The organism is Actinoplanes hulinensis, assembly GCF_019429605.1.
GTDB lineage: Bacteria > Actinomycetota > Actinomycetes > Mycobacteriales > Micromonosporaceae > Actinoplanes > Actinoplanes campanulatus.
Window position 1 is genome coordinate 91341 of record NZ_JAHXZI010000001.1, and the last position, 16808, is coordinate 108148.

Genomic DNA, 16808 nt, shown 5'->3' on the forward strand with positions numbered 1-16808 from the left:
CGAGTGCATGAGCAGGAATCCACCCGCCTGGGCGACGAGATCGCGCGGTTGGTCCGGATGGGCGCGCGATTCCGGGGCATGTTCAAGACCGGGGATCTCGGCGCCGAGTTCTCCGCGCTGATGCTGCTGCCGCCGTTGCGTGCGATGGGCCCGATGCGAGTCACCGATCTCGCGGAGTTCAAGCAGGCCGATCCCTCGACGGTCAGCCGCCAGGCCGCCCAGCTCGTCAAGGCCGGCCTGGCCCGCCGGGAGGCGGATCCGGTGGACGGCCGTGCCTCGCGGCTGGCCGTCACCGAGGCCGGGGTGCAGGCGTGTGAGCGGGTGCGGGAAGCCCGTGCGGCGATGCTCGAGCGGGCCCTCGCCGACTGGCCGGCCGAGCGGATCACCGCCTTCACGGACCTGTTCGAAGAGTTCAACCACGCGGTCGAGGCGCTGCTGCGCACCGATCCGACCACACCCCGACGGGAGCCTGCGTGAGTCACGCCAAACCGGTGGAGTTCACCCACCGCCAGATCCTGACGATCCTCGGCGGGCTGATGATGGGCATGTTCCTCGCCGCGCTCGATCAGACGATCATGGCAACGGCGACCCGGACCATCGCCGACGACCTGCAAGGCTTCGACCTGCAGGCCTGGGCCACCACCGCCTTCCTGATCACCTCGACCATCTCCACGCCGCTGTACGGCAAGCTCTCCGACATCTACGGCCGGCGGCCCTTCTTCCTGCTCGCCATCGCCATCTTCATCCTCGGCTCGTTCCTGTGCGGTCTGTCCGACAGCATGTGGCAGCTGGCCGCCTTCCGGGCCATTCAGGGTCTCGGCGCCGGTGGTCTGATGTCGCTCGCTCTGGCGATCATCGGTGACATCGTTCCGCCCCGTGAGCGTGCCAAGTATCAGGGCTTCTTCCTGGCCGTCTTCGGAACCGCGAGCGTGCTCGGCCCGATCCTGGGCGGCTTCTTCGCGGGCGCCGACCAGATCCTCTGGACCGACGGCTGGCGCTGGGTGTTCTACCTCAACGTGCCGATCGGCCTGGCCGCCATGGCGGTCGTCGCCCGGGTGCTGCACCTGCCGCACCACCGTGTCGACCACCGGATCGACTGGCCCGGCGCGCTCACCCTGATCCTCGGCCTGGTGCCGCTGCTGACCGTCGCCGAGCAGGGCCGGGACTGGGGCTGGACCTCCGGCCGCTCGATCCTCTGCTACGTGATCGGCGTGGTCGGCCTGATCGGTTTCGTGCTGGCCGAGCGGGCCTACAAGGACGAGGCCCTGCTGCCGCTCGCCCTGCTGGCCAAGCGCACCGTCGCGGTCGGCGTCACCGCCAGCACCATCCTCGGCATGGCGATGTTCGGCGGCCTGATGACCGTCCCGCTCTACCTCCAGATCGTGAAGGGCTCCTCGGCCACGCTGGCCGGTCTCCAGATGATCCCGTTCGTCGTCGGCATCATGGGTGGCTCGATCATCTCCGGCCAGCTGATCTCGAGGACCGGCCGCTACCGCATCTTCCCGATCGTCGGCAGCGTCTTCATGGTCGTCGCGCTGTTCCTCTTCTCGCTGATCGGCGCGGACACCCCGCTCTGGCGGACCATGCTGGTCATGGTGCTGATGGGCCTCGGCCTGGGCAGCAACATGCAGCCGATGATCACCGCCGTGCAGAACGCCGTCTCGCCGCGCGAGATCGGCACCGCCACCGGCGCGGTCACCTTCTTCCGCTCGATGGGTGGCACGCTCGGCACCGCGGTCTTCCTGTCGGTGCTGTTCAACGTGCTGCCCGGCAACATCAGGGACGCCTATGCCTCGGCCCGGGCGACACCCGAGTTCCAGCAGGCGCTGGCTTCCGACCCGGCCCAGGGCGAGCTGCTCAAGACCGCCATGGGCGGCGCCGGCCTCGCCGACACCTCGTTCCTGAGCCGGCTCTCCGACGTGATCGCCCACCCGTTCAAGGTCGGCTTCGCCGAGAGCGTGCACGTCGTCTACCTGATCGCGTTCTTCGTGATGATCCTCGGCCTGATCGTGGTCTTCTTCCTGCCGGAGCTGCCGCTCTCGCAGCGCTCCGCGCAGCAGGCCCGCGCCGAGGACGAGCTCCAGGCCACCGGCGACGGTCCCGCTTAGATCAAACCTTCGGGGTACGGGTGGAGCACACGCCCGTACCCCCGCCTTCGACGCCTTCCCAGGCAGGCGCAGTAGCGTGACCACATGGCTGTTGTGAAGATCAACGCGATCGAGGTCCCCGAGGGCGCCGGCCCCGAACTGGAGAAGCGGTTCGCCGCCCGGCACGGCGCGGTCGAGAACTCGCCCGGTTTCCTCGGCTTCGAGCTGCTGCGCCCGGTCGCCGGCGAGACCCGCTACTTCGTGTACACCCGCTGGGAGAGCGAGGAGGCCTTCCAGAACTGGGCGAACGGCGACGCCAAGGCCGCACACGCCGGCGAGCGCGCCAAGCCCGTGGCGACCGGCGCCTCCCTCCTCGAGTTCGAGGTGGTCCAGCAGGTGGAGAAGAGCTAGGTTCCCGCGTTCCGGGCGGCTGCGGCGACCAGGCGGCCCGCGACGGTGGATCGGTCGAGGCCGAGACGCTGGGCGCTCTCCTGGAGGACGGCGTAGGCCTCCTGCACGCCGCAGCCGCGCTGCGCGATGATCACACCGACCGCGCGGTCCACCTCGGCGCCCTCGGTGAGCGCCTCCCGCCGGTGCAGCTCACCGAGCAGCACCTCCGCCTGCCCGGCCAGCGCCATCGCGGTGACAAGCACCTCGGGCTTCACCTCACCGGCCCGATCCGGGTAGACGCTGAGCGCCCCGACCGCGCTGCGCCGCACGTCCATCGGGACCGCGGCAACCGCCGCCAGCCCGTCGGCCCGGGCCGCGGCGTGCAGCTGCGGCCAGCGCTCGTCGCCCGGGAGGTCCGCGGAGGTCACCACGGAACGCGTGCGGGCCGCTTCCAGACCCGGGCCGGCGCTTCCCGCGTACTGAAGCTGGTCGAAGGTCTCGCCCGCGGAGCCGGCGGCGGCCCCGGTGAGCGGCCCGCCCTCACCGATCAGGGCGACCGAGCAGCGGACCACGCCTGGCAGCGCACCCGCCGCGAACGCGGCGAGCCGGTCGAGCGCCTGGGTGAGCGAGTCGGCGGAGAGCAGCCGGACGGTCAGCTCGTGCAGCAGCCCGGCCAGTTCCACCGGGTGCGGGCCGGCGGACGGCGCTCCGGAGAACCGGGGCGAGCGCCGGGCGCTCCCACGGCGGGACGGCTGGATCGGGCCATCGGCGGGGGTGCGCCGGGTCAGCCGGGCGCCACGCTGCGCGGCCGGGACACGGCGTTTCGGTGCGGACACCCGAGGGATATTGCCACGTCTATCCGGAAAAGCGCGCCACGAGGTGCCCCTAATGGGGGGTGTTGCCGGAATAAACCGTCTCGTCAGAACGACGTTTTTCGAGGAACGAGCCGGGCGCCGCTCCGGGGTCGTCCTCACGCTCGCCGGATTCGGCGAGCACCGCTTCGGCCTGGAATTCCGGGTCGGCGCTGCCGGTCACGGCCTCTTCCGGAAGCAGATTCGCGGCGCGCCGCCCGATGCGATCGTCGGTCATGTGCGGGCGGATACCCCACAAGTGGCCCGGAAAACCGCGACGCCCTCCCGGTGAGACCGGGAGGGCGGACGCGGAGGCCGGTGTGCAGGTCGCCTCGCGGCGAGTGGCTCAACACGGCTCCAGCCGAACGGTCGAATCGCCCCCACATGCGTGGGGACAACCGCTCACGGTATTCCGTGCAGGCGATGGGTGAGGCCCGGGGACACTGGGCACACCGGCATCCGTTCATAACCGTCGGCATAGCCGCATGATTCCGTGAGCATCTGTGACCTGGATCACTACTTGAGGGTTTGACCGGGCCCGCCCCGGGTAGTCCACCCGCCGTGACCGACGACATCCGAGAGCTGGACACCTTCCTGGACGCCGCCTACGACGCCCAGGAGCGGCTGACCAGCGGAGACCTGCGCCGGCGAGCGATCGCCGCGGACCTTCCGGCGGCCGCCCTGACCCGCATCGACGCCCTGCCCGAGGGCGAGTACGCCCAGGACGAGGCCGCCGAGGCGCTGCGTGCCATCAACGTCTGACCCGGATCTACTCCCGGCCGACGCGCTCCGCCTTCTCCTTGGCGATCGAGTAGGCCATCTGGAGGAAGTCCGAGACGGCCGTGGCGGTCAGCGCGGTGGCCGCCAGCCGGGTCAGCCGGGGCGACAGCACCAGCCCACCGGTCAGCCCGGTGGCGACCCAGACGGCCAGACAGAACGGGCAGGTGATCAGCTCACCGATCCCGTGCCGTACCGAGCTGCCCTCGTCGCGCACCTCCTCGTTGAGCTCGGCCGCGCCGGCCGGCTCCGCGTACCGGGTGAACGGGGCACGCAGCGGGCTGGTCACCGCGTCCTTGGCGACCAGCCGGCTGAGCTTGTGGGTGGCGATGGAGAGCAGCGCCACATCGGACATGGCCGGCCGCTCCGGTATCGGGCGGCCGCTGAGTTTGGCGGCCGCCGCCAGGACCCCGGTCATCGCACCGAAGGCGCCCATGGCGACCAGATAGCCGTCCAGCGGCCGGTGCTCGTGCGGCGCGTACCGCCGGGCCATCCGGGTCACCCGCTCACGCACCACCGTCAGAAGTCCTGGGTGAGCCGGTCCGGGTCGACCTCACGGCCCGGTTTGCGCGCCATGTACTCGGTCTCCAGCTCGGCAGTGCGCTTGAAGTGGTTCTCCAGTGCCGCGTCCGGGCCGTGTCGCAGCGTCTGCAACCGGGTCCGGTAGAGGCTCGCCAGCTCCCTGAAGAGGTCGTCGTCGGCCAGGCCCGCGGGGTCGATGCCGATGTCGAAACTCACCATCGCCCCTTCCTCCAACCGCGCTTCCATCATCGTCCGTCTCCGTTCGCGTCAATCCGCCAGTGAGCACGGGTTGCCCATGCGTGCGCCCGCCAAACCCGCCGGTACGCTCGGGGCATGAAAGGGCTGTGGACTCCGGCGTGGATGGCCCGGCATCTGCTCGCGATCGTGCTGACCGCGGGCTGCCTGGCTCTCGGCTGGTGGCAGTTCAGTCGCGCCGCCGACGGCAACGCGATCAGCTGGGGCTACATGTTCCAGTGGCCGGTCTTCGGGGGCTTCGTCGTCTTCATCTGGGTCCGCGAGATCCAGGTGGCCCGTCGCAGGGCGGCAGGTGAGCCGCTGACCGCCCCGGAGAAGCCGGCCCCGCCGCGCGCTCCGGGTTCCGCGGTCACCCTGGGCCGCCCGGTCCGGGTGGGCTCCCGCCCGGCGGCGCCCGCCGAGGCGGATCCGGAGCTCGACGCGTACAACGACTATCTGGCCTGGCTCGCCGCGAACCCGGGCGCCCGCCCCGCCGACTACCCCGGCCGCATCCCCCAGTAGATACCGATCAAGGAGTCACCCGCCGTGCAGGGAGCCCTCACCCGTTACCGGATCATCGCCTGGATCGTCGGCGTGGTCCTGATCGCCCTCGTCGTGGTCGGCATGCCGCTCAAGTACGGCCCGGCCGACAACCCGATCGTGGTCGAGACGGTGGGCCCGTTCCACGGCTTCCTCTACATGGTCTACCTGGTCTGCAGTTTCGACCTGGCCCGCCGGGCGAAGTGGCCGTTCAGCCGGATGGTCCTCGTCATGTTGGCCGGCACCATCCCGTTCTTCTCGTTCTGGGCCGAACGCCAGGTGACCCGTCACTGGGTCCCGGCCGCCGAACCGGCCCTGAGCGAATAGTCCGTTTATCGCGTTGTAATAACGCTCAGCGGCGATCAAATAACAGCCCGTTATCGGGATTAATGACGTGATCCCGGCTATTGGTAAAAATCACTCGGTCAGGCCTTGATTTCTTTTCTTTCGTCGATAGGTTAATGCGGTTGGTCCGGTCCGCAGCCACAACCCCTCGGGTGGCGCCGGCCAACGCCGCCGATTGACGCGCGGCGATCCGGCGCCCCACCCCACGGGCGGCGGCCGCCGTGAACCGGGCCGGGAGCAAACGCGGACGGGGCCTCTCTTCCAGCCCTGCCCTCCCGCCGACCCGGTGGGCGGCCAAGCGGAAGAAAGGCCCCTGACCAGTGCCACACCCCCGAACCCGGCTCCGGGCGCTCGTGGTCGCGTTGACGGCGTTCGCGATCACCACGTCCGGAGGGACGGCCGCACACGCCGCCCCGTCCGCCAGCGAGCTGAAGAAGAAGATCGACGCCGCTTCGGAGAAGCTCGAGGACGTCACCGAGTCGTACAACAAGATGCGGCTCGACCTGAAGAAGACGAAGACCGACGCGGTGAAGCTCGAGGCCTCGCTCAAGCCGGCCCAGACGGCTCTCGCCGAGGCCACCGAGAAGGTCCGGACCATCGCCGCCACCACGTACATGCAGGGCCGTGTCGGCCCGATGAACGTCCTGGTGAGCGGGGATCAAGAGAGCCTGCTGGAGCGGATGACGTTCCTCGAGCAGGTCACCCGGTCGAACCAGCAGGACATCGACGCCTTCACCGAGACGACCCAGACCTTCGCCGAGCGCAAGGCCGCCCTCGCTCAGACCCAGACCAAGCAGACCGCACAGGTCAAGGAGCTGGCGGCGCGCAAGGACAAGATCGAGGACGACCTCGACGACCTGTACGACATGCGCGAGGCCGCCTTCGGCAGCGCCACGGAGGACACCGGTTCCTACACCGGCGAGATCCCGGACATCCCGGGCTCAGCCGGCAAGGCGGTCACGTTCGCGTTCAACCAGATCGGCAAGCCGTACGGCTACGGCGACGCCGGCCCGAACTCGTACGACTGCTCGGGCCTGACGCAGGCGGCCTGGGCGGCGGCGGGCAAGTCCCTGCCGCACAACGCCGCCGCACAGTACAGCGCCACGGCCCGGATCAGCCGATCCGACCTGCAACCCGGTGACCTCGTGTTCTACCGCGGCAACGGCCACGTGGCGATCTACGTGGGCAGCGGGAAGATCATCGACGCCCCGTCCGCCGGCCGGGACGTGCTGCACCGCACGATCGACATCATGTCCCCGAACGGCTACGGCCGGATCAAGTAACTCCGTACCGACGGCGAAGGCCGGTGCCCCCACGGGGCACCGGCCTTCGCCGTTTCGGTGAGCCGAGGCTCAGGCGGCCTGCAGGCCCTCGGCCCGGGCCAGCTCGCGCAGCCGGCCGAGCGCCTGGATCTCCAGCTGGCGGATCCGCTCCCGGCTCAGCGAGAAGCGGGACGCCACCTCGGTCAGGGAGTGCTCCCGGCCGTCCTCCAGGCCGTACCGCGCCCGCATGATGCCGGCCGACCGGTCGTCCAGGTGGTTCAGCAGGCCCTCGATGCGCTGCCGCTCGAGCGCGTTGAGGACGATCTCCTCCGGGCTCGGGGCGTCGCTGTCGGCCACCAGGTCGCCGAGGTTGGTGTCGCCGTCGTCGCCGACCGGCGTGTCCAGGGAGACGGTGTCCTGCGCCCAGCGGGTGAGCTCGTTGACGCGCTCCACGGTCACGCCCAGAGCGGCCGCGACCTGCTCGGGCTCCGGGTCGCCGCCCAGCTCGCGGACGAGCTGACGGGTCACGTTACGCATCCGGTTGACGTCCTCGACCAGGTGCACGGGAAGCCGGACGGTCCGCTCCTGCTGGGCGATGGCCCGGCTGATCGCTTGGCGCACCCACCACGTGGCGTACGTCGAGAACTTGTAGCCGCGCACGTAGTCGAACTTCTCGACGGCGCGGACCAGGCCGGTGTTGCCCTCCTGGATCAGGTCGAGCATCGGCATGCCGGACCGGACGTAGCGGCGGGCGATGGAGACGACCAGCCGCAGGTTGGCCCGGATGAACAGGTCTTTCGCGCGCTGGCCCTCGGTGACGAGGCGCTCCAGTTCCTCCCGGCTGACGCCGCGACGGTCCTCGCCCGTTTCGATCAGGTGCTCGGCGTAAAGGCCCGCCTCAATCGCTTTGGAGAGCTCGACCTCCCGCTCGGCGTCCAACAACGGCGTCCTGGAGATCTCGTGCAGGTAGACTCCGACGAGGTCGCGCTCTTCGGCGACCTGATCGGTACGCATCACGGTGCTCTTCTCCACGTTGCCCACGGTCCCCTCATTGCCGTCACTAACCCTGTTACGGGCATTACCTGCGTCCATCAGCCCTCTCCCGTAACGTCCGCAGCTCGTGCATTGCGGTTGCTGACACATCTACACAACAAAAAGCTGGCCGCACTGATTCCGGCTGGCGGGTCGAAAGTGTCACGAATGCCTGGGTAATAGCTGAGAGCCCAGTGCGCGGTACCTGAGTGCGACGTCGTGCAGACGTTCGGATACCCTTCGCGCGTTCCTCATAACACCATCGGCCTCTTCTCGTCACAGCGACGGGCATCACCCTGGGCACCGCGATGCTCGTCACCCCCGAGTACGGGTTTGGCGCCCGCGGGGTTCATATGCACTGTCGGCCGGGTAAAGACGGGCCTGAAACAAACGCCCGCGAAAGATTCGGGATCTCGAGGGCCCAACGGGACCACCGGTCACGATGCGCCTCGACTCGCCACACATCACTCGCCCACACGGGTGACGCTTCAGCGGCCCGGAACAATCGCAGGTCGGGGGCGGGATCGCCGGGTGAGTGAGGAAAAGCACATGCCCTACGGTGTGACAAGCTGCTCCCCATGACTGCGACGCGTACGGCTCTGGTGACCGGCGGCACAGGTGGGCTGGGGTCGGCCACCATCACGGCGTTCCTGGCCGACGGCTGGCGCGTGGTGGCGCCGGTCCGCCCCGGGACGACCGGCCGTCTGCCGGAGGGCGCGATCGCCGTGGACGCCGACCTCACGGTCGAGGCGGATGTCCGTACGGTGGCCGCGGTGGCCGCCGAGGACCCGGCCGCGCCGCTGCGGGCCGTGGTAAACCTGGTCGGCGGGTACGCGGGCAGTGGCCTGATCGCCGACACCCCGGTCGCCGAGTTCGAGGCGATGCTGGCGGTCAACCTGCGGCCCACCTACCTGACCACGGCGGCGGCCCTGCCGCACCTGGTCGCGGCCGGCGGCGGCTCGGTGGTGTGCGTGTCGTCACGGGCCGGGGTGTCACCGTTCCCGGGCGCGGCCGGCTACGTGACCGCCAAGGCCGCCGTGCTGGGCTTCGCCGGGGCGGTCGCCGTGGAGTACCGCAAGCACAACGTGCGCTGCAACACCGTGCTCCCCAGCATCATCGACACGCCGGCGAACCGGGCGGCCCAGCCGGACGCCGACCACGGCCGCTGGGTGAGCCCGGCGGAGATCGCCGCGGTGATCCTCTTCCTGGCCTCGGACGCGTCGGCGCCGACCAGTGGCGCGCAGATCCCGGTCTACGGTCAGGCCTGATCCAGGCCGAGCTCGGTACGGAGGGCCTTGAGGACCTGGTCGGGCGTGCCGTTGGCGTCGATCACGACGAAGCCCGAGTACTCCGGCAGCGACCGGTAGGCGTCGGTCGCGGCCCGCAGGTACTCGATCGACTCGTGGTCGTAGCCGCGCCGCTCGATCCGCTCCTGGGCGATCTCCGGGTCGACGGCGAGGAAGAACGTCACGTCCGGCCGCGGGAAGAGCCGGTAGGCCAGCCGGGCGAACCGTTCGGCGGCCGGGCGGGCGCCGTGGGCCCGGAGACTGGCGAACTGGCAGACCGCGTACCGGTCCATCACCGCGATCTCCCGGCGCACGGCCCGGCGCAGCAGGGTCCGGGCGATGGCCAGCCAGCGCAGCGCCGACTCGACGGCGAGCGTGCCCCGGCGGCCGAACAGGTCCTCGGCGTCCGCCCGGCCGAGAAGCACCGCGATCCGGCCGAACCAGTGCCGGCCACCCGCGTTCTGCCGGTAGGCGGCTGGGAGCCCGTCCGCGATCAGACGGGCGGCCAGACCGCGGGCCTGGGTGGTCTTGCCGGAGCCGTCTATGCCGACGAGCGCGATGGTGCGCGGCGACCGTCGGGCGCCGCGGGCGGGCAGCGCCGCCGGCCTTGACTGCGCGGGGAGAGCCATACCAACCGACGGTAGCCGGATACCGCACCTTCTGTTCCACACCGCAGGGGCGAGCCCGTCCTCCAGAATGAGCGCAGGGGTTCAAGGTGTCGCGACTCCGGGTAGTCGGTCATCCACCGGGAACGGACAGGAGGTCGCCATGCCACACCGTGTGGACCAGGGTTTGGCCATCACCCTCAAGCGCGTCGCATCGACGTTGAAGAGCGCGGACATACCCTTCGCCCTGGGCGGGAGCTTCGCGGTGTACGCCAGAGGCGGCTACTCCAGTGATCACGACGTCGACTTCCTGATACGCGAAGAGGACAAGGACCGGGCTCTCCAGGAGCTGGCCGCGGTCGGCTGCAGTACCGAACAGCCGCCCGAGGACTGGCTGGTCAAGGTGTACGACGAGGGCCGGATGGTGGACCTGATCTACCGTCCGGTGGAGTCGCCGGTGGACGACGAGACACTGCACGACACCGATCAGATCTCGGTCGAGGCGATCTACATGCCGGTGCTCTCGGCGACCCGGCTCATGGTGCACAAACTGCTCAGCTACAGCCAGCACTACTGCGACTTCGCGACCGGGCTGCCGGTCGCCCGCTCGCTGCGGGAACAGATCGACTGGGGCCGGGTCCGCCGGGAGACCATCAAGTCGCCGTACGCCGAGGCGTTCCTGGTGCTGCTCGACCGTCTGGACGTCGTCTCCTTCCCCGGCGAGACGGAACTCAAGGTTGGGGGATGACGTGACGAACCAGATCGATTTCGAGGCCGAGATCCATCGCCTGCTCATCGAACACGAACAGATCGCCGAGCAGGGCATCACCGTGCACCACCGGGACAACGTGGTGGTGCTCAGCGGGGAGGTGGAGAGCACCCACCGGCGGGACGAGATCTGCCGGCAGATCACCTCGCACTTCCCCGGCGTTGCTATCACCTGCGACATCGGCATCACCCGGGCACAGGCACCCAGCGAGGTGGAGGAGATTTCATGATCAGGATCGCCGCCGTGGGCGACGTCCACGTGGACAAGGACGTGGTGGGCCGCTACCGTCCCGCTCTCGAGCAGTTGCCCGACCGGGCCGACGCGCTGCTCGTCGCCGGTGACCTGACCCGGCACGGGACGGTCGACGAGGCGAAGTGCTTCGCCACGGAGTTCGGCGGGCTGGCCGTACCGGTCGTGGTGGTGCTCGGCAACCACGACCACCAGAGTGACCAGGAGCAGCAGGTCACCGAGGTGCTGACCGACTCCGGGATCACCGTCCTGGAGTGCTCGGCCACGGTGCTGGAGATCCGCGGGCACCGGCTCGGCATCGCCGGCGCCAAGGGGTTCGGCGGTGGTTTCGCCGGCGCCTGCGCCAGCAACTTCGGCGAACGGGAGATGAAGGAGTTCGTCGGCACCACCGAGGACATCTCGGCCCGGCTCGGCGAGGCGCTGCGCTCGGTCCGGTGTGACGCGCTGGTGGCGCTCACCCACTACTCACCGGTGCCGGACACCCTGGTCGGCGAGCCGCTGGAGATCTACGCGTTCCTGGGTTGCTACCAGCTCGGCCACGCCGTCGACTCGGCGCCGACCGCCCTGGCCCTGCACGGGCACGCCCACCACGGCTCGGAGCGCGGCCGTACGCCCGGTGGCGTGCCGGTCCGCAACGTCGCCCACCCGGTCATCAAGCAGGCATACAACGTGTATCAGTTGCTGTCCGAGTCGGTGGACGCGTCGCTCGTACCCGCCTGATGTCAGGTTTCCGGTTTCGGCGGTCCGGGTAATCGCTGAGACATGGACCTACTGCTTTGGATTCTCGCCGTAATCCTCGTGGTCGCCGGCATCCTCGCGCTGTTCCGGCGGCAGATCCTGTGGGGCGTTGTGCTGATCATCGTCGGTCTCCTGGTGGGTCCCGGCGGCGTCAGTATCTTCACCTGATCCTCCTCGTCATCAGCCCTATAGCCGACCCGGACCGGGGTCGCCGCGGCCGCGTCCGAATCGGACACCGCCCCGGTGGCCCCGGTTCTCTTTAGGGACCCACCGCACAGCGGGTGCGATGTACTGCCGCTGATTTCTGACTCAATGCCGGGCGTGGCCGACGTCCATCACTTCGCCTACGGCGTGTTCAATCCGATAGCCGCGTACATGCTGGCGTTCCTCGGCTCGTTTCTCGGGCTGCTCTGCACCGGCCGGGCCCGGGACGCGCGCAACCGCGGCCGGCGCAACCGGTGGCTGGTGATCGCGGCGTTCGCGATCGGCGGCGGCGGGATCTGGCTCATGCACTTCTCCGCGATGCTGGGCTTCGAGGTGCCGGCCAGCCCGGTCCGTTACGACCTCGCGATGACATTGCTGAGCCTGGCCTTCGCGGTGCTGACGGTCGGCATCGGGCTGCTGGTGGTCGGCCACGGCCGGCGCAGCGTCCCGAAGACCCTGGCGGCCGGCCTGCTCACCGGCACCGGTGTGATCGCCATGCACTACACCGGCATGGAGGGCATCCGGCTTCCCGCCACCATCCACTACTCACTGCCGCTCATGGTCGCCTCGGCCCTGATCGCGATCGCGGCCAGCACGGTGGCGCTGTGGTTCGCCGTCTCGGTCCGGGGCGCGGTCAAGGTCACCGGCGCCGCCGCCGTGATGGCCGTCGCGGTCTGCGGCATGCACTACACCGGCATGGCGGCCATGTCGATCGAGCTGCACCCGGGCGCACCGACGTCCGGCGGGATCCGGCCGCTCAGCATGCTGGTGCCGATCATCCTGATCACCACGGCCACCATCGTCGGCGTGGCGCTGAGCGCGTTGCAGGCGATGACCGAGGAGGAGTTCACCGACGGGGCCGGCACCCCGAAACGGGGTGTGCACGCCGAGTCCCCGCAGCCGTGGTCGCTCAAGCAGTCGTCGATGGGAGCCATGCGGCTCACCCCGGCGGCGCGGGCCGTGGTCGGCAACCGGAACGCCGGCGCCACCCGTCCCTCTCCCGGGCCGCGGCCGTCACCCCGGCCCGCCGCGGCGCCGTCGCCGGCGGTGCCACCCGCGACATCCGGTAGCTGATCGAAACCCGTCGCCGCCTCCGATCCGGTATACCTGAACGGCATGGCGCCAAGGATGCTGCTCTCGATGCCACTGCACGCCATCACGGAGGTGTACGGGGAAGCCGGCTTGCGGGACCGTTTCGCTCTGGAACTGGAGTCCTTCCCGACCGGCGACCGCAAGACCCTCACCGAGGCGCTGGACCTGGCCTCCGACCTGCACGCCGCCGACCGCCGGGTGCGCGAGCCGTACCTGAACCACCTGCTGCGGGTGGCGATCCGGATCATCCGCTACTACGGGGTGCGGGACACCGACGTCCTGGTCGCCGCGCTGCTGCACGACGCCGTCGAGGATCACCCGGCCGAACTGGGCGGGATCGACCCGGACGCGCCCTGCGCCGAGCACACCGAGGCCGCCCTGGCCGAGCTGTCGCGCCGCTTCAACCCGCGGGTCGCCGAGCTGGTCCGGTCGGTCACCAACCCGGAGTACGATCCGGCGCGCGACAAGCACGAGCAGTACCGCGCCCACGTGGCGGAGAACCTGGAGCGCGACCCGTGGGCCCGGATCATCAAGATCTCCGACTTCACCGACAACGGGGTCGGCGTGATCCACACCACGATGGACAAGGCGCACCGGTCGGCGACGAAGTACCGGCCTCTCGTACCCAAGCTGCGTGAGCTGGTCGGGCGCCCGGACACGCCGCTCTCCACCCCGGCCAAGGAACACATCCTGGACCAGCTCGACCTCGCCGAGGAGCGCTTCGCCGCGATCCTGGACGAGTGAGCGCGAGGCCCGACCTATGGTGGGGCCATGCCTACTGAAGCCTGGTGGCGCGATGCGGTCATCTATCAGATCTATCCCCGGTCGTTCGCCGACTCGGACGGTGACGGCATGGGTGACCTGCCCGGCATCACCGCGCGCCTGCCCGGGCTGCGCCGGCTCGGCGTCGACGCGATCTGGCTCTCGCCCTTCTACCCCAGCCCGCAGCACGACGCCGGGTACGACGTGGCCGACTACCGCGGCGTCGACCCCCGCTTCGGCTCGCTCGGTGACGCCGACAAGCTGATCGACACGGCCCATGAGCTCGGCCTGCGGGTGATCGTCGACCTGGTGCCGAACCACACGTCCAGCGAGCACGCCTGGTTCCGGGCCGCCCTGGCCGCCGGACCGGGCAGCCCGGAGCGGCAGCGGTACATCTTCCGGGACGGCGCGGAGCCGCCCAACTCGTGGCAGAGCGTCTTCGGCGGCCCGGCCTGGGAGCGGCTGCCGGACGGCCAGTGGTACCTGCACCTGTTCGACGCATCCCAGCCCGACCTGAACTGGGATCATCCGGAGGTCCGCGCCGAGTTCCTGGACATCCTGCGGTTCTGGCTGGACCGCGGCGTGGACGGGTTTCGGGTGGACGTGGCGCACGGCCTGATCAAGGACGCCGACCTGACCGACTGGACCGCGCCGTCGGTGGTCCTCGGCGGTCTGGAGCCGGCCGGCCCGCCGCCGCCGATGTGGGACCAGGAGGGCGTGCACGAGATCTACCGGCAGTGGCGGTCGGTCCTGGACGAGTACCCGGGCGGCCGGATCCTGGTGGCCGAGGCCTGGGTGCAGCCGGAGGAGCGGCTGGCCCGGTACGTACGCCCGGACGAGATGCACCAGGCGTTCAACTTCCCCTACCTGGAGGCGCCCTGGGCCGCCGGCGAGCTGCGGGAGATCATCGACTCGTCACTGGCCGCCAACGACGAGGTCGGTGCGACCACGACCTGGGTGCTCTCCAACCATGACGTGGTGCGGCACGCGTCCCGGCTCGGTTTCCCGCCCGGTGAGCGCCGCCGGCCCGGCATCGGGATCGGCGACCCGCAACCGGACACCGGGCTGGGCCTGCGCCGGGCCCGCGCGGCGGTCCTGCTGATGCTGGCGCTGCCCGGCTCGGCCTACCTCTACCAGGGCGAGGAGCTGGGCCTGCCGGAGCACACCGGGCTGCCCGACGAGGCGCGGCAGGATCCGGCGTGGGAGCGGTCCGGGCACGCCGAGCGCGGCCGGGACGGATGCCGGGTGCCGATCCCGTGGGAGGCCGACGCCCCGTCCTTCGGGTTCGGCCCGACCGACGCGAGCTGGCTGCCGCAGCCGGCCATCTGGGCGGAGTACGCGCTGGACCGGCAGGTGGGCGTGCCCGGCTCGACGTACGAGCTGTACCGGTCGGCGCTGAGCACCCGGCGCGCCCACGAGCTGGGTTCCGGTGAGCTGGTCTGGCTGGCGACCGATCCGGGGGCGCTGGCGTTCCGTAACGGCGACATCGTGGTCGTCACCAATTTCAGCGCCGAGCCGGTGGCGCTACCCGGTGGGGCCCGGATCCTGCTGAGCAGCGAGCCGCTGGACGCGGGTGGGCTGGTCCCCACCGACGTGACGGTCTGGGCGATGCTCTGAGGCGACCGCCAGCAGGGCGGTGTGCGTCTCGTCCATGTCCTTCGCCACCGTTCTGCTGGCCAGCCAGTACATGATCCCGGTCGGGATGAAGAAGAACTGGAAGGCGGCCAGCCCGACCGCGTAGTTGAGCGGTGGCGGGAAGGCCCCGGCGAGGCCGGCGAAGGCGACCGCCACCAGCACGTTGCCGCCCGCCCGGCCGGCTCCGTTGACCAGGTTGCCGAGGCTGTAGACGGTGCCGCGGTGCTGCGGCGGGTTCACGTCGGCGATCATGGCGAACCAGTTCGGCGAGTTCGCCGAGGTCAGCATCACCGCCACGACGGCCACCGCGAGGCAGATCCCGACGGTCGGCTCGGTCAGGACGTTGGTGAACACCCCGCTGATCACCGCGCCGGTGCCCGCGCCGTCCGGAACGGTGATCTTCATGGGCACGAAGAACAACACCACATAGAGGGGTACGGCGGCGAGCACCCCGATCGACGCGACGAGTGCCCGGCCCCGGGGCGTACGCCGTTGCAGCCGGTCGCCGGCCAGCCCGCCGAGGATCGACAGCGCCGCCCCGAGCTGGAAGACGGTCGCGAAGACGCTGCCGATCAGCACCGCCGTGCCGGTGGTGTAGCCCTGGTCCTCGGCCCGGGCCCGGAACAGCACCGGCAGCCACACCATCGAGCCGAACGCGATCTGCGCCGTGCCGCCCTGGAGGATCAGCCAGACGTTGGTGCGCCGTTTCAGAATGACCGGCAGGTCCTCGTGGTGGATCCGCTCCTCGTAGTCGACCCCGGCCAGTTCGGGCTGGCTGTCGCCGCGCGGCACGCTGTAGGTGAACAGGTAGGCCAGCAGGGCGACCACCCCGGCGGCCGACGCGAACAGGAACGGCCGCCGCCAGTCGTCGTGCCCGAGGATCCCGCCGACCAGGGTGCCGGCCAGGGTTCCGACGCCCTGCGACAGGCCCCAGAAGCTCATCACGAGGCCCCGGCGGCGCGGCGAGATCAGGTCGCTGACCACCGAGAAACTCACCGAGGCGACGCCGCCGAGCCCGAACGCGGCGACCGCCTGGGAGGCCAGGAACTGCCCGTAGTCGCCGGCCAGCCCGGACCACACGGTGCCGGCCACCCAGATGACCGTGCCCACGATCAGCACCGGCTTGCGGTCGGTGCGGTCCCCGACGTACGCGAAACCGATCGCCGCGACCGCACTGACCAGGAACATGGTCGTGGTGGCGAGCGCGATGTGGCCCTCGCTGACCCCGAGATCGGCGGCGATGCTGCCGTAGAGCGGGGGGACCAGGCCGATCGCCACGTTGTCCAGCGCGGCCAGGATCACGAACACCACCACGCTGTACGCCCGGTGCACGCTTCCGCCCCTGCTGGTCACCCGGTAGAGGCTATCCGGAGATCCGCCGAACACGAGGGGCGGCGCCGCCCCAGGCAACGCCGCCCCTCTCTCACC

At 70.3% G+C, this 16808-nt stretch carries 22 protein-coding genes; 15 read left to right on the forward strand and 7 right to left on the reverse strand.

Annotated elements, in window-relative coordinates:
• Positions 1-3 precede the first annotated feature (3 nt).
• The 3 genes from KZ829_RS00475 (at position 4) to mhuD (ending at position 2498) form a co-directional block, all read left to right on the forward strand.
• On the forward strand, positions 4-477 hold the full coding sequence (locus KZ829_RS00475; protein WP_308285282.1) for a MarR family winged helix-turn-helix transcriptional regulator: 474 nt from the start codon (positions 4-6) through the stop codon (positions 475-477).
• The gene (locus KZ829_RS00480; RefSeq protein WP_308285283.1) at positions 474-2108 is read left to right on the forward strand and encodes an MDR family MFS transporter; all 1635 of its coding nucleotides are present in this window, start codon (positions 474-476) and stop codon (positions 2106-2108) included. The genes KZ829_RS00475 and KZ829_RS00480 overlap by 4 nt, the downstream gene beginning before the upstream one ends.
• Positions 2109-2192: 84 nt before the next feature.
• Positions 2193-2498, forward strand: coding sequence for a mycobilin-forming heme oxygenase MhuD (gene mhuD / locus KZ829_RS00485; RefSeq protein WP_183224785.1), 306 nt, complete (start codon positions 2193-2195; stop codon positions 2496-2498).
• Here mhuD and KZ829_RS00490 read toward each other — a convergent pair.
• Positions 2495-3313 (reverse strand): ANTAR domain-containing protein, encoded by an 819-nt coding sequence (locus KZ829_RS00490; RefSeq protein WP_220141909.1) that lies wholly within the window; start codon positions 3311-3313, stop codon positions 2495-2497. The genes mhuD and KZ829_RS00490 overlap by 4 nt on opposite strands.
• Before the next feature lie 49 nt (positions 3314-3362).
• On the reverse strand, positions 3363-3566 hold the full coding sequence (locus tag KZ829_RS00495) for a hypothetical protein (protein WP_220141910.1): 204 nt from the start codon (positions 3564-3566) through the stop codon (positions 3363-3365).
• Between the two features lie 323 nt (positions 3567-3889).
• On the opposite strand from KZ829_RS00495, the gene KZ829_RS00500 reads away from it, so the two are divergent.
• Positions 3890-4090, forward strand: a complete 201-nt coding sequence (locus tag KZ829_RS00500; protein WP_307798169.1) for a hypothetical protein — start codon at positions 3890-3892, stop codon at positions 4088-4090.
• 7 nt (positions 4091-4097) lie between these two features.
• Here KZ829_RS00500 and KZ829_RS00505 read toward each other — a convergent pair whose 3' ends face one another.
• Entirely contained in the window at positions 4098-4628 is a 531-nt protein-coding gene (locus KZ829_RS00505; RefSeq protein WP_220142391.1) for a DUF1360 domain-containing protein, read from the reverse strand.
• Complete coding sequence (locus tag KZ829_RS00510; RefSeq protein WP_372453806.1) at positions 4625-4876, reverse strand: DUF6158 family protein; 252 nt, start codon at positions 4874-4876, stop codon at positions 4625-4627. Before KZ829_RS00510 ends, KZ829_RS00505 begins: the two co-directional genes overlap by 4 nt.
• An 84-nt stretch (positions 4877-4960) precedes the next feature.
• Here KZ829_RS00510 and KZ829_RS00515 point away from each other — a divergent pair, with 84 nt between their 5' ends.
• The 3 genes from KZ829_RS00515 to KZ829_RS00525 all read left to right on the forward strand — a co-directional run bounded on the left by KZ829_RS00515 (position 4961) and on the right by KZ829_RS00525 (position 7029).
• The gene (locus KZ829_RS00515; protein ID WP_220141913.1) at positions 4961-5383 is read left to right on the forward strand and encodes an SURF1 family protein; all 423 of its coding nucleotides are present in this window, start codon (positions 4961-4963) and stop codon (positions 5381-5383) included.
• A 24-nt stretch (positions 5384-5407) separates the two neighbouring features.
• Positions 5408-5728: a DUF3817 domain-containing protein gene (locus KZ829_RS00520; RefSeq protein ID WP_183224790.1), complete on the forward strand. Its 321-nt coding sequence runs from the start codon at positions 5408-5410 to the stop codon at positions 5726-5728.
• Positions 5729-6066: 338 nt separating this feature from the next.
• Positions 6067-7029, forward strand: a complete 963-nt coding sequence (locus tag KZ829_RS00525; RefSeq protein WP_308285284.1) for a C40 family peptidase — start codon at positions 6067-6069, stop codon at positions 7027-7029.
• A 69-nt stretch (positions 7030-7098) separates the two neighbouring features.
• Here the strand turns inward: KZ829_RS00525 and KZ829_RS00530 are convergent, their stop codons facing one another.
• Positions 7099-8100 (reverse strand): sigma-70 family RNA polymerase sigma factor, encoded by a 1002-nt coding sequence (locus KZ829_RS00530; RefSeq protein ID WP_183224791.1) that lies wholly within the window; start codon positions 8098-8100, stop codon positions 7099-7101.
• Between the two features lie 518 nt (positions 8101-8618).
• Between KZ829_RS00530 and KZ829_RS00535 the strand changes: the two genes are divergently transcribed.
• Complete coding sequence (locus KZ829_RS00535; protein ID WP_220141914.1) at positions 8619-9308, forward strand: SDR family NAD(P)-dependent oxidoreductase; 690 nt, start codon at positions 8619-8621, stop codon at positions 9306-9308.
• Here KZ829_RS00535 and KZ829_RS00540 read toward each other — a convergent pair.
• Positions 9299-9955, reverse strand: a complete 657-nt coding sequence (locus tag KZ829_RS00540; RefSeq protein ID WP_220141915.1) for a dTMP kinase — start codon at positions 9953-9955, stop codon at positions 9299-9301. The genes KZ829_RS00535 and KZ829_RS00540 overlap by 10 nt on opposite strands.
• Positions 9956-10094: 139 nt before the next feature.
• Here KZ829_RS00540 and KZ829_RS00545 point away from each other — a divergent pair, with 139 nt between their 5' ends.
• From KZ829_RS00545 to KZ829_RS00575, 7 genes are all read left to right on the forward strand, one after another.
• On the forward strand, positions 10095-10679 hold the full coding sequence (locus tag KZ829_RS00545; protein ID WP_220141916.1) for a nucleotidyltransferase family protein: 585 nt from the start codon (positions 10095-10097) through the stop codon (positions 10677-10679).
• Position 10680: 1 nt separating this feature from the next.
• Positions 10681-10929, forward strand: coding sequence for a hypothetical protein (locus KZ829_RS00550; RefSeq protein ID WP_220141917.1), 249 nt, complete (start codon positions 10681-10683; stop codon positions 10927-10929).
• Positions 10926-11669, forward strand: coding sequence for a metallophosphoesterase family protein (locus KZ829_RS00555; RefSeq protein WP_220141918.1), 744 nt, complete (start codon positions 10926-10928; stop codon positions 11667-11669). The genes KZ829_RS00550 and KZ829_RS00555 overlap by 4 nt, the downstream gene beginning before the upstream one ends.
• Before the next feature lie 42 nt (positions 11670-11711).
• Positions 11712-11855, forward strand: a complete 144-nt coding sequence (locus KZ829_RS00560) for a GPGG-motif small membrane protein (protein ID WP_014688232.1) — start codon at positions 11712-11714, stop codon at positions 11853-11855.
• Positions 11856-12008: 153 nt separating this feature from the next.
• Positions 12009-12965 carry an MHYT domain-containing protein gene (locus tag KZ829_RS00565; RefSeq protein WP_220141919.1) on the forward strand — a complete coding sequence of 319 codons (957 nt, stop codon included), beginning with the start codon at positions 12009-12011 and terminating at the stop codon, positions 12963-12965.
• Positions 12966-13031: 66 nt separating this feature from the next.
• A complete protein-coding gene (locus tag KZ829_RS00570) occupies positions 13032-13727 on the forward strand; it encodes an HD domain-containing protein (protein WP_246634879.1) in 696 nt (231 codons plus the stop codon).
• 27 nt (positions 13728-13754) lie between these two features.
• Complete coding sequence (locus KZ829_RS00575) at positions 13755-15362, forward strand: glycoside hydrolase family 13 protein (protein WP_220141921.1); 1608 nt, start codon at positions 13755-13757, stop codon at positions 15360-15362.
• On the opposite strand, the gene KZ829_RS00580 is transcribed toward KZ829_RS00575, so the two are convergent.
• A complete protein-coding gene (locus KZ829_RS00580) occupies positions 15270-16766 on the reverse strand; it encodes an MFS transporter (RefSeq protein WP_372453831.1) in 1497 nt (498 codons plus the stop codon). The genes KZ829_RS00575 and KZ829_RS00580 overlap by 93 nt on opposite strands.
• Positions 16767-16808: the final 42 nt, after the last annotated feature.